The organism is Herbivorax alkaliphila (assembly GCF_030848475.1).
Classification (GTDB): domain Bacteria; phylum Bacillota; class Clostridia; order Acetivibrionales; family Acetivibrionaceae; genus Herbivorax.
This window is the reverse complement of the sequence record NZ_JAVDDS010000005.1, coordinates 1-12,763: the sequence shown is the minus strand read 5'-3', so window position 1 is coordinate 12,763 and position 12,763 is coordinate 1. Positions and strand designations below refer to the sequence as shown.

Sequence of the window (12,763 nt, the reverse complement as noted above, 5' to 3'; positions counted from 1 at the left end):
TGTGACAGCAAAAAGATTTTAAAAAAAGAGATGATTTTAAAATAAATATTTATTTTAAAATCATCTCTAAAGTTTATAATTGGCTTTTATTTAGCTTTAGCTAAACGAGTTCACTATTGTCTTATTCCTAAGCAAATGTGTTTTTATTAATCTCCATTGCCATTGCCGTTACCATTAGAATCTCTTCTTTCTATTCTAGCATTATTTTCAGGTACTAAAGATACAGTTTCATCCCAGTCTGAAAGAAGTTTTTCAATACCTGTAGCTTTATACTCGGAAGCTTCATCAACTTTTAAATTAAGCCTGCATGTATCACAATCTCTATCACATGTTACGTTGTCATATTGTTCAGGTTCAGTATATGTTGTTATGACACCCTCATAATTTCTAAGTATAACTTTATTAACCGACCAAGATATGAGATAGTTAGGCATTACCCGTATCTTACCTCCGCCTCCAGGTGCATCAATTACATAATTTGGCACAGCAAAACCACTTGTATGACCTATTAGTCTCTCCATTATTTCAATGCCCTTACCTACTGGTGTCCTAAAGTGCTCAAGTCCCTCAGATAAATCACATTGATAGAGGTAATAAGGTCTAATTCTATTTTTTACAAGTTTATGAACAAGTTCTTTCATTATCTCAGGGCAGTCATTAATTCCTGACAGTAAAACACTTTGATTTCCAAGAGGAATACCTGCATCTGCCAGTTTTCTTATTGCATCTTTAGAAGATCTAGTTATTTCTCTTGGATGATTAAAGTGAGTGTTTACCCATAGTGGATGATGCTTTTTTAATACATCAACTAAACCATCAGTTACACGGTAGGGAAGTACAACAGGTATTCTTGAACCTATGCGTATTACGTCAACATGTTCAATTTCCCTTAATTTTGTAAGTATCCAGTCTAAGTTTTCATCAGACAATAAGAAAGGGTCGCCACCAGATAAAAGCACGTCTCTTACCTGTGGAGTTCTTCTTATATATTCAATTCCTTCCATTATTTCATCTTTAGATGGAATTGAATCCACATCACTTACTTTTCTTTTTCTTGTGCAGTGCCTACAGTACATTGCACAAACATTACTTACCTGCAATAGAACCCTGTCAGGATATCTGTGTGTTACTCCAGGAACAGGACTGTCATCATCTTCTGAAAGTGGATCAGCCATTTCGTGACTTCCTACAGTAATCTCAGATACTGAAGGAAAAGCTTGTTTGTATACAGGGTCATTTCTAAAATCCTCAGTGTCTATTAATGACAAATAATATGGAGTTATGGCAAGAGGAAACTTTGATAAAGTCTCATCAAGTTTTTTTCTCTCTTCATCTTCAAATTTGATTCCAAGTAATGTTTGGAAAGTTTTAATATCTTTAATGGTATGTCTTAATTGCCAGTTCCAATCCTTCCACTTAGAATGAGGAGTATTTGTCTTAATTCGGTCTGCAATTCTCCTTTGGTTTTCATTATATTGTTGCATTTTTTAATTTCACATCCCTTTATTTTAATAGTTTTATATTTTAATATAGTTTCCTTATTTATCTAACCTGTATTATTATAACATGTGCAATTGCGAGATGCAATTATGGATAATTTGTAAAAATTCATATATCAAAGCACACTTTTTTTATTACTATTTACTAAAAAAGTGTATTTATTATATTTTAATTTTTATATAACAATGTTGTATTATAATGCTAATGATAAATTTTTCACATAAGATTAAATAGAGATAACTAGACGATACAAATGTATCACATGAAAAAGGTAATTGTCAAACTATCAACAATTATCAGGGTGAATAATTACAAATATGTAATTAAATAAAAATTTTATTTATTAAGGGGAGGGGGGGAAGATTTGTATGGAACCGATTATTAGAATTTCTAATTTAAGCAAGATATATCGAGTGGGAAATGAAAAAGTTGTTGCACTTGATGGTGTAAATTTAGACCTTATAAAAGGTGAATTCTGTTGCTTTCTTGGCACTTCAGGCTCAGAGAAATCAACTTTATTAAATGTTCTTGCTGGTCTCGAAAAACCAACAAAGGGAAGTATAAAAATAAAAAATGTTTCCATTGAAAGGTTAAATGAAAAAAAACTTGCTCAATTTCGCCAAAGAAATATTGGGTTTATTTTTCAATCATATAATCTTGTAAACTATTTAGATGCAGTGGAAAATGTCAGTATGCCTCTTATGTTTAAAGGGGCTTCAAAAAAAGAAAGAATTAAAAAGTCAATTGTTATGTCGTCATTAATGTATTTCTTGTTAATGTCTTTATTAACATATGGATTTAAAACAAATATACCATTTATTATATTAATTATTGTTGATATTATAGGTAGTTATTCAGGCAAATATTCACCGTTTTTTTACTCATAGAAACATTTTAAATCATGTTTTCATAAATATAGAACAAACACATTTAGTAATGCATAAAAAGGTCTTTTGATGTACAAAATACAGACGAAATTGTGCAGAAACGAATATTATTATGCAGCAAGAGAGATTGGTTCTACACAAGAATGTTTGCTTTCTGCATAAAGTAGTGATAAAATTGTGCAGAAGCAAATAGTTTTGTGCAGAAAGGAGCCTGTTGTGCGTAGTTTTGATTATCGTAAAATTCCTGATGAATTAATAAGTTATGAACTGATGAATTTAGTGTCAGCCATTCATGAATTTAAAGGAAAGCAAGATTTATTTATTGAAGCAAGATCCGATGTTTTAGAATCAATGCTAGAGGTGGCAAGAATTCAAAGTACAGGGGCGTCAAACCGTATAGAAGGAATATATACTTCTGATGAAAGATTAGACGCTTTGATGAAAGAAAAAGCTGAACCTAAGAATCGCTCAGAAAGAGAAATATCAGGATATAGGGAAGTTTTGGCAATAATTCATGAAAACTATGATTATATACAGCCACGCACGAACGTTATTCTTCAATTGCATAGAGACCTCTATTTCTTTAGCCCAAAAGCTTCAGGGGGGCGGTTTAAGAACGCTGATAATGTTATAGCTGAGACGGATACGAGTGGAACGAGTAGAGTTAGATTTAAACCTACGTCGGTTTTTGAAACGCCAGAGGCTATGGAGCGATTAACTGAGACATTTATAGATGCAATAGCTGCGGAAAAATATGATCCTTTGCTACTGATTCCCATGTTTATTTTAGACTTTCTCTGTATACACCCATTTAATGATGGGAATGGTCGAATGAGTAGATTGCTTACGCTATTACTGTTGTATCGATCTGGATATATTGTAGGAAAGTATCTTAGTATAGAGATGATTATTGAGAAAACAAAAAAAGCGTATTATGAATCTCTACAGAACAGCTCAATTGGATGGCACGAAGAAGAGAATAGTTACTATCCTTTTGTGAAATATTTGTTGGGAGTTATCCTTAGCGCTTATAAAGAGTTTTCAAGTCGTGTAGAATTAATTCATGATAAAAATCTGACAAAGCCAGAGAGGATACGTAAGTTGTTTGATAATTCCTTAGAAAGATTATCTAAAAAAATGATTCTTGAGCGTTTCCCTGATATAAGCACCTCTACTGCAGAAGTCACATTAAGGGAACTTGTAAAAGAAAACTATATCATTAAAGTAGGAGCTGGAAAGAATACAGCTTATATACGGAACATAGAAAAATAGAAGTTATACACGTATAAAACCTGCCCCCAATGGGGGCAGATAATTTTTACTCACTCTTTTTAAATACATCTACCCTAATGTAAGCATTGATTATTTAGATTAATGTGGTATAATTGTAATCAATAACATTTCGAGCGTTTTAATTTAATTTCAGAAAGAAGGTGCCTTGGATGCTTGCAGGTCTTTTACAACTGGGGGATTATGTAACTCAAAATAGAGACGCAGAAACTAATCCATATCTTGAGGTTATTGAAAATCCAAATGAAAAGGGAAGCTATAATCATGTGCTAAAAATAACTTTTGAAGAAGGTGAAGAACTTATTTACAGGGGCATAGAATATGAAGAATTTGACCTTAATAAAATTAGCAAATATGCCTATAAAAAAGGTTCACCAAGAGGCGGAGATATAACTCCTACATCAAAATATACAAATATTGAAAGGACACTTAGCAAAATAAGTACTTCAATAAAGAATTTAGTTGCAAATACAGATGGACAAGATGAAGAAAAAACAATTTTTAAAAATATTTATGACTATGTAGTTTCTAATGAAGAAGAAATCAAATCAAATTTAGATGAAAAAATTAAATCAATCTCTCTTAAAAAAGGTGAGTCTTTTATAATCACAATTGTCACTATAAAAAATGGAATAGAAAATTATTTAGGTGACTTTCAAATGGTAAAAAACTATTTGGGCAGAATTTTAAACGAGCAATATTACAACAAGTATGGAAAGGTTTCAAAAGGAAATGGTATTTGCTATTATTGCAAAAACCAATCTGAAGTTTTTGGGTTTGTAAATACCTTTAATTCGTATACTGTTGATAAAATTGGGTTTGTTACAGGAGGATTTAAACAGGAAAAAGCTTGGAGAAATTATCCTGTGTGTGGAGAGTGTGCACAAAAACTTAATCAAGGGAAAAAATATGTTAGACAAAACCTTTCATCTAAATTTTCAGGCTTTAATTATTTTATAATACCAAAAACTGTTATAAGAGATAAAGAAGATGAGGAAGAATTTACAGATATTTTGAATGAGTTTGAAAAAGACAAAAAGTTTTCAACAAAAGACAAAGCTAAGAAAAATCTTTTAGCAAGTGAGAGAAATTTTCTTGAAGTGATGAAAGATAGCAAAAATTATTTAAACTATAACATGTTAATATATAAAGAAGAACAATCAGGTTCTGTATTTAAAATATTATTATACATAGAAGACATAGTACCTAGCAAGGTAAAACATATATTGAGAATTAAAGATGAAGTAGAAGATATAAATTTATTTAGAAATCTTCCCGGAAAAGAAAAGACATTTTATGATATGAAATTTACATTTGAAAAATTAAGATATTTCTTTCCTAATAATTCAATGGAAGGTGACTTTGACAAAAACTTTTTAGAAATTTTAAATAACGTATTTACATATAAAAAGATAAGCTATAAATTTCTTTTAGGCAGAATGATTTCTAAAACAAGAGTTATTTTTTCAAATGATGGATATTTAGGAACTCCTGTGCTTTACGCACTTATGAATATAATGTTTATTAATAAATTGAGTTTGTTTAATGACAAAAGGAAAGGGGTGAAAAGAATAATGGTGGAGAAGACAGAAAAAAACAAAAAATATCTGGATTTTTTTGAAAATGAAAGCTATAAAGATGTATTTGATTCAGATTATAAAAGAGCAGTATTTTTAACAGGAGTATTGGTTGAAAATCTTTTGAACGTACAGTACAGAGAAAGAGGCAGTAAACCTTTTTACAGCAGGTTAAACGGTCTTAAATTAAACAGACAACTATTGAAGAGAATATTTACAGAGGCAATCAACAAGCTCAATGAGTATGAAAAGAACTATTACGCTGAATTAGAGCACTTAATAGGAATGTATATGCTTGGAGAAGACAAAAGTGTTTCTAATGATGATATTAGTTTTTACTTTGTACTGGGTATGACTTTAGCAAAGCATTTTAAAAAGAAAAGTGAGGAGGAAGAAGAATGATAAAAAATAGGCAGGAAGTACTTTTTTTATATGATGTAACAGATGCAAATCCTAATGGAGATCCACTTGATGAAAACAAACCTAGGATAGATGAAGAAGCGAGTATTAACATTGTTACAGATGTAAGATTAAAAAGAACAATAAGAGACTATATGTATAATTTTAAAGGTTATGACGGAACTGATGGAAAAGATATTTTTGTAAGAGAGTTAAAAGCTGAAAAAGGTGGACTAAAAGACGGAAAGGCTAGAGCTAAAGATTTTAATGAAAATCTTGATACTGTGTTAGAAAAAGCAATAGACATAAGATTATTTGGAGGAGTTATACCTTTAAACAAAGCTTCTATAACATTTACAGGACCTGTACAGTTTAACATGGGAAGGTCATTAAACAGGGTAGAGTTAAAGCACATTAAAGGGACAGGTGCGTTTGCTTCTGGAGAGGGAAAGTCTCAAAAAACTTTTCGTGAAGAGTATATAATCCCATATTCCTTGATTGGTTTTCATGGAATAATTAATGAAAATGCTGCAAAAGATACAAAACTTTCTGATGATGATATATTGATGTTAGATGAGGCAATATGGAATGGAACAAAAAATCTTATCACTCGTTCTAAAATGGGACATATGCCAAGGCTTTTGGTGAGAGTGGTGTATAAGGAAAGCAATAATTTCTTTATGGGAGATTTGCAAAGAAAAATAGAACTTGTACCAAATACAGAGGAAGAAAAAATAAGATCCTACAAAGATTTTTATATTAAAGTGGATGATTTAATCGATACATTAATTGAAAATAAAAACAATATAGAAAAAATTATATTTATTTGTGATAAAAACCTAAATTTAAAGTATAAAGATGAGAAAATATTACTGCAAGATGTCAGAGAGTTGAATTTTGAAGAGAAATCTTTTTAAGAGAGAGGGAGGCAAATGATTGAAAAATACTTGGCTTTTGATATATGGTCTTTATATGGTCATTTTAAAAAACCATATACTACTACATCTCCCCTTACATATTCAGTTCCGACAAGAACAGCTATTACAGGAATAATAGCTGCTATGATTGGATTAGATAAAAATGAATACTGCAAACATTTTACAAAGAAAAAGGCAAAGATAGGTGTTTGTATAAAAAATCCTATAAAGAAAGTAAGGATAAGTGAAAATTTTATTAATACAAAGAAATCCCTTACAAAGATACATGAGAGATCTCAGATAAAAGTAGAGTACTTAAAAGATTCATGTTACAGGATATATTTTTCACATGAAGATGAAAAAATCTATGATAAGCTAAAAGATGTACTTAAAAATCACAATAGCGTATATACCATAAGCATGGGTCTAAGTGAGAATCTTGCTAATTATAAATTTGTTGGAGAATTTCAAGGGGACGAGGTAACAGATAACAATGAATTTGTAGAAATTTCAAGTATTCTGCCACTAACAGGAATTAATAAGGGAGACATCGTTTTTGAAGATGGAAAGGAATATTTTACAGAAACAATTCCCTTAGAAATGGATGAAACTAGACATGTAAAGGAATATGGTGAAGTACTGTTTGAAAGAAACAGTAAAGAAATAAAAGCATGTATTAAAAGCTATATTAGTTTTTCGAATGAAAATATAACTATAATTTAAGAGGTGTTTTATGTTACTTTCACATCCGGATAAACGACTTGAGGTTCACCTTTCAAATGTGTTTTTAATAGGAGAAAGCATTTTAAATAGCCAAAAAATAAATTTTGATAGCTATTCCATAGAAAACATAAAGGTATTAAACAGAATAAATCTTTTAACACATGACTTAGGAAAGGCCACGCCGTTTTTTCAAAAGTATATTAGAAGTGTCGAAGATGAGACGGTTTTGAAAAAACTTCAAAATGATGAAAGAAAAAGACATGGTCTTTTATCCGGAGTATTATCTTTTATAATAACAAATTCAATTATGAAGGATGAGAGGTTTTCTTTTTTGTCATATATTCTGGTTTCAAAACATCATGGAGAATTACAAGATTTTACCGAATATATAAGTAAATTAGATGATAAAAATATTAATCTTTTAATTGAACAGTTTAAGAGCATTGATAAAGAAAAATTTTCTAAATTGTTAAGTGAAATTAATATCTCTTTTGATATATTTAATATTGATGTTGGTGATTTTTCAAAGGAAATTGAATATATGGTTTCTCGCAAAATGAGAAAAAAAATAAGTGATTTAAAGAAAAGTGAAACGTATCTTTTATTAAATTATCTCTTTTCAATACTTGTGTTTTCAGATAAACTAGAAGCTATTTATGGCAGTGAAAAAATGAGTATTGAAACCTTTATTGAAAAAAATATGAACAGACCCTCTTTATATTCTAGTTGTGTTGAAAAATATGTAGAAACTCTTAGAAATAAAAATATTGAAATGGCAAAACTGAGAAATGAAATATATAGTGATGTCGTAGATGCTTTAGAAAAACTTGAATTAGATAGAAAAATATTATCTATAAATCTTCCTACAGGAGCAGGAAAGACACTTGCAGTACTAAAAATTGCACTAAGGCTTAAGGAAAGGATTATAAAAGAATGTGGATATAATCCTAAAATTATTTATACTTTGCCGTTTACATCTATTATTGAGCAAAATTTTGATGTTTTTTCAAAGGTTTTAAGGTCAGAAGACAGCAATGTACTTATAAAACACCATTATTTATCTGAGAAGATGTATAAATGGGAAGTGGAAAATGCTATGGAAAATTATAGTCATGCTGTATCAGAGCATTTTATTGATTCTTGGGAATCTGAAATTGTTGTAAGTACATTTGTTCAACTTCTACATTCAATATTCACAAACAGAAATAGGAAGCTTAAAAAGTTTCACAATATATCAAACTCAATTATTATATTAGATGAAGTACAAAACATTCCTTTTAGGTATTGGAATCTTGTGAAAGAGATATTTAAGGGCATGTCTAAATATCTAAATTGTTATTTTATTTTTATGACTGCTACAATGCCACTGATTTTCTCGGAAGAAGAACAGGAAATATTTGAACTTGCAAAAAACAAGAATAAGTACTTTAATATGTTAAACAGAATAATAATCAATACAAATTATTTACAAAAGGCGATGACAATTGATGAATATAGGGAAATTCTTTATGAAGATATTTGTAACTATAAAAAAGATAATTTTCTAATCGTTGTAAATACAATAAAGACTTCAATAGAAATTTATAAATTTTTAAAAGAAGAGTTTGAAGAGGATGCAGAAATATATTATCTTTCAACTAATATTATTCCTAAAGAAAGGCTTTATAGAATTGAAAAAATTAAAAAGAGCTTAAATAGAAAAATAATAGTTTCAACTCAAATGATTGAAGCAGGAGTTGATATTGATATAGAGAGGGTTTATAGAGATTTTGCTCCTATGGACAGTATAAATCAGACAGCAGGTAGATGTAATCGTGAGTGGGGAGGCAAAAAAGGAATAGTAACTCTTGTTAGCTTAATTAATGAAAATCATTCAGACAGGCTTTTTGCCAGTTATATTTATGATAACATTTTACTTGAAGAAACAAAAAAGGTACTACAAGATAAGTCTAAAATAGAGGAAAGAGACATATTTAACTTGGCAAAGCAGTATTATGAGGGTTTGAAAAGTCATGGTAGAGATGAAAGTAATGAACTTATTAAAGAAATAGATAGTTTAAATTATTCTAAAGCTTTTGACAAGAGGGAAAATGAATCTGCTTTTGAGCTTATTGAAGAGAAATTTAAAACAGTAGATGTTTATGTAGAAATAGATGGTGAAGCAGAAAAAATATTAGGAGAATACCAAAATATAAAAAAAATCAAAAACAGATTTGAAAGAAAGAAGAAATTAAATAGTATTAAAAAGGATTTTTACAAATATGTTTTAAGTTTGCCAGAGTATGCAGTTAAAGTGCATATGGACATAAACGAAAAAGATATTACAGTATTTAGTAAGAACATGATTTTTAATACATACGATAAAGATACAGGTTTTAAAAGAGAAATTGAAGAAGACTATTTTTTCTAGTGGGGGGAATGTAAAATTGGATATAAAATTGCTTACAGTCAGGCTGGAAGGCAACAAGGTTAAGAGTAGAGATATACCTAAAATAAGAGGATATTTAGCAGAAAAGTTTCCTAATTATATGGAACTTCACAATCATATAGAAAAAGATAAGTTTAATTATACTTATCCTGTAATACAATATAAGTCAATAAAAGGAGTACCAAATATTATTGCAATAAATGATGCTTCAAAGATATTAATAGATGTTTTTTATGATGTAAAAGAAATAGATATTAAAGATAAGTTAATGAGTATTCTTGAAAAAGGGTATATATTAAAAACTATGGAAATTGGGTGTTGCAAAGAAATTAATGAGTATGAATTTTTAACTCCTTGGATGGCACTTAATCAGAATAACCATGAAAAATACTTAAAACTTAAGGAAGAAGAAAGAGCAGGGCTTTTAAAAAAAATTTTAATTGGTAATATTTTATCTATGTCAAAGTCGCTAGAATGTTGGGTAGACAAGCCTATTGAAGTGTTTATAAAAATACGTCCAGTGGAGGTTAACTATAAAAACAAAAAAATGATAGGATTTAAGGGAAGGTTTATGACTAATTTTATGATACCTGAGTATCTAGGTATTGGGAAATCAGTTTCAAGAGGATTTGGAACAGTAGTAAAGGTTAAAGATAGAAGTTTTATGTAAAATTAGTTGAAAGTTAAGGTGTCTTATGGTAAATTATAAGTGTGCTTTATAGTGACTGGAAAAATGTTGCTGAAAAATTATTTGATTTTTTGCATGGATAGGCTTTGAAATATTGTTATTAGTGAGGTTGGACACTATGTTGATGATTCAAAAACATCAAAAAGATGGAGTTTTTTAAGGTTTTTAAATAAAAAACACTTAAAAAAATATAGTCACAAAAATGCCTTTAGATTTGATATATAAGCTTTTGGTCACAAAGTGCTGTTGCAGTAAGAAATCCATTAAAACAAGGATTGAAACAACCTTCAGGCCCTTTGTTGTATACTGAACCCACACTAAGTTGCAGTAAGAAATCCATTAAAACAAGGATTGAAACTTAATGCTGAATCTTCTGTATATCCAGACTCACCTGGTTGCAGTAAGAAATCCATTAAAACAAGGATTGAAACAATCTTCTAACTCTCTCTTAAAATTCTCACTTATACGTTGCAGTAAGAAATCCATTAAAACAAGGATTGAAACATGTTCAAAATGGAAACGGAACAGTAGATAGAAGAATCGAGTTGCAGTAAGAAATCCATTAAAACAAGGATTGAAACAAAATGTATTATATGTAATTTCGTGGTTATTGTCCATGTTGCAGTAAGAAATCCATTAAAACAAGGATTGAAACATAAATGACTATGATTCTTTGTATTCTAAAAACCCATTTAGTTGCAGTAAGAAATCCATTAAAACAAGGATTGAAACCTTACATATTCAAATTTTTGCATAATACTGTGGTACGTGTTGCAGTAAGAAATCCATTAAAACAAGGATTGAAACAAAAAATGACAAAACTTTTTAAAAGTTTATTCTCAAAATTGTTGCAGTAAGAAATCCATTAAAACAAGGATTGAAACATGGTTATAAAGGCCAAGATGTGATTGTTTTTGAAGAGTTGCAGTAAGAAATCCATTAAAACAAGGATTGAAACTATACTATAATTATAATAATGACGACTATACTTTAGTGTTGCAGTAAGAAATCCATTAAAACAAGGATTGAAACATGTCGGCAAAAGGCAAGTCACAAGTCAGATAATCAAGTTGCAGTAAGAAATCCATTAAAACAAGGATTGAAACAAGTTGACGTGAAGAACGGCAAAATCGTTTTTACTTGTTGCAGTAAGAAATCCATTAAAACAAGGATTGAAACTTGGTGGCAAAATAATAATCACTAGAACAGATGAAGTTGCAGTAAGAAATCCATTAAAACAAGGATTGAAACACATTCAGGTAGTGAGTTATAGAGTTTACTGCCTTTTGTTGCAGTAAGAAATCCATTAAAACAAGGATTGAAACATAAGCAACCTGTCTTGATAAATTATTGAATGGTCTGGTTGCAGTAAGAAATCCATTAAAACAAGGATTGAAACAACATTGGGGACTACCATCAGAAGCAGCAAAAAAAGTTGCAGTAAGAAATCCATTAAAACAAGGATTGAAACGCAAATATGATACAATAATGTATGCATGAAAGCAAAGTTGCAGTAAGAAATCCATTAAAACAAGGATTGAAACTCTAAGTCATCTATAGCATCATTGTAATCTTCAGGTTGCAGTAAGAAATCCATTAAAACAAGGATTGAAACAAAATAATTTGTTAGATATTAGATTTACAAAGTTTTGTTGCAGTAAGAAATCCATTAAAACAAGGATTGAAACTTTTTTGTTACCGAATTTACTAATCCCACCCCAATTTGTTGCAGTAAGAAATCCATTAAAACAAGGATTGAAACATTCTGATGATGAAAAATTTATAAATCAAATAATGGGTTGCAGTAAGAAATCCATTAAAACAAGGATTGAAACAGAGGAAACATCAGGTTAAATGGTATTCAAATAACTGTTGCAGTAAGAAATCCATTAAAACAAGGATTGAAACATGAAGTTGAACACATTTACAAGTTCGGGCTAAAGAGTTGCAGTAAGAAATCCATTAAAACAAGGATTGAAACGTCTCATGGTACGCGTGTCTAACACCTGTACCATGTAGTTGCAGTAAGAAATCCATTAAAACAAGGATTGAAACATTTAACCTTTTGATTTAAATTAATTAATCTAGTTTTTGTTGCAGTAAGAAATCCATTAAAACAAGGATTGAAACAAAGTAATTTGAATGAAGTAAATAACGCTATAGCAGATGCAAGTTGCAGTAAGAAATCCATTAAAACAAGGATTGAAACAAATCCATGATTCCACATGGGTAATCGTAGAAGAAAGTTGCAGTAAGAAATCCATTAAAACAAGGATTGAAACGCATAGTAAAATTCTTGCCTGTTCATCTGTTCTAGGTTGCAGTAAGAAATCCATTAAAACAAGGATTGAAAC

At 29.7% G+C, this 12,763-nt stretch carries 8 protein-coding genes and 1 CRISPR repeat array; of the genes, 7 read left to right on the top strand and 1 reads right to left on the bottom strand.

Annotated elements, in window-relative coordinates; all coding sequences use genetic code 11:
• Window positions 1-146 precede the first annotated feature (146 nt).
• On the bottom strand, window positions 147-1,484 hold the full coding sequence (gene kamA, locus RBH29_RS02680) for a lysine 2,3-aminomutase (RefSeq protein ID WP_306694956.1): 1,338 nt from the start codon (window positions 1,482-1,484) through the stop codon (window positions 147-149).
• Window positions 1,485-1,868: 384 nt separating this feature from the next.
• On the opposite strand from kamA, the gene RBH29_RS02675 reads away from it, so the two are divergent.
• From RBH29_RS02675 to RBH29_RS02645, 7 genes are all read left to right on the top strand, one after another.
• Window positions 1,869-2,387 carry an ABC transporter ATP-binding protein gene (locus RBH29_RS02675; protein WP_306694954.1) on the top strand — a complete coding sequence of 173 codons (519 nt, stop codon included), beginning with the start codon at window positions 1,869-1,871 and terminating at the stop codon, window positions 2,385-2,387.
• Between the two features lie 216 nt (window positions 2,388-2,603).
• A complete protein-coding gene (locus RBH29_RS02670) occupies window positions 2,604-3,659 on the top strand; it encodes a Fic family protein (RefSeq protein ID WP_306694952.1) in 1,056 nt (351 codons plus the stop codon).
• 170 nt (window positions 3,660-3,829) lie between these two features.
• On the top strand, window positions 3,830-5,656 hold the full coding sequence (locus tag RBH29_RS02665; protein WP_306694947.1) for a TIGR02556 family CRISPR-associated protein: 1,827 nt from the start codon (window positions 3,830-3,832) through the stop codon (window positions 5,654-5,656).
• Window positions 5,653-6,570, top strand: a complete 918-nt coding sequence (cas7b, locus tag RBH29_RS02660) for a type I-B CRISPR-associated protein Cas7/Csh2 (RefSeq protein ID WP_306694945.1) — start codon at window positions 5,653-5,655, stop codon at window positions 6,568-6,570. The genes RBH29_RS02665 and cas7b overlap by 4 nt, the downstream gene beginning before the upstream one ends.
• Before the next feature lie 15 nt (window positions 6,571-6,585).
• Window positions 6,586-7,293 (top strand): type I-B CRISPR-associated protein Cas5b, encoded by a 708-nt coding sequence (cas5b, locus tag RBH29_RS02655; RefSeq protein ID WP_306694941.1) that lies wholly within the window; start codon window positions 6,586-6,588, stop codon window positions 7,291-7,293.
• 10 nt (window positions 7,294-7,303) lie between these two features.
• On the top strand, window positions 7,304-9,703 hold the full coding sequence (cas3, locus tag RBH29_RS02650) for a CRISPR-associated helicase Cas3' (RefSeq protein ID WP_306694939.1): 2,400 nt from the start codon (window positions 7,304-7,306) through the stop codon (window positions 9,701-9,703).
• Between the two features lie 16 nt (window positions 9,704-9,719).
• Window positions 9,720-10,391: a CRISPR-associated endonuclease Cas6 gene (locus tag RBH29_RS02645; protein WP_306694937.1), complete on the top strand. Its 672-nt coding sequence runs from the start codon at window positions 9,720-9,722 to the stop codon at window positions 10,389-10,391.
• Window positions 10,392-10,654: 263 nt separating this feature from the next.
• Window positions 10,655-12,763: direct repeats of the CRISPR family, unit length 37 nt; unit sequence GTTGCAGTAAGAAATCCATTAAAACAAGGATTGAAAC.

Excerpts from the sequence above, each read along its gene's own strand:
- kamA (WP_306694956.1), bottom strand. The coding sequence starts at position 1,484 with ATGCAACAATATAATGAAAACCAAAGGAGAATTGCAGACCGAATTAAG.
- cas3 (WP_306694939.1), top strand. The coding sequence starts at position 7,304 with ATGTTACTTTCACATCCGGATAAACGACTTGAGGTTCACCTTTCAAAT.
- RBH29_RS02665 (WP_306694947.1), top strand. The coding sequence starts at position 3,830 with ATGCTTGCAGGTCTTTTACAACTGGGGGATTATGTAACTCAAAATAGA.
- RBH29_RS02675 (WP_306694954.1), top strand. The coding sequence starts at position 1,869 with ATGGAACCGATTATTAGAATTTCTAATTTAAGCAAGATATATCGAGTG.
- cas7b (WP_306694945.1), top strand. The coding sequence starts at position 5,653 with ATGATAAAAAATAGGCAGGAAGTACTTTTTTTATATGATGTAACAGAT.
- cas5b (WP_306694941.1), top strand. The coding sequence starts at position 6,586 with ATGATTGAAAAATACTTGGCTTTTGATATATGGTCTTTATATGGTCAT.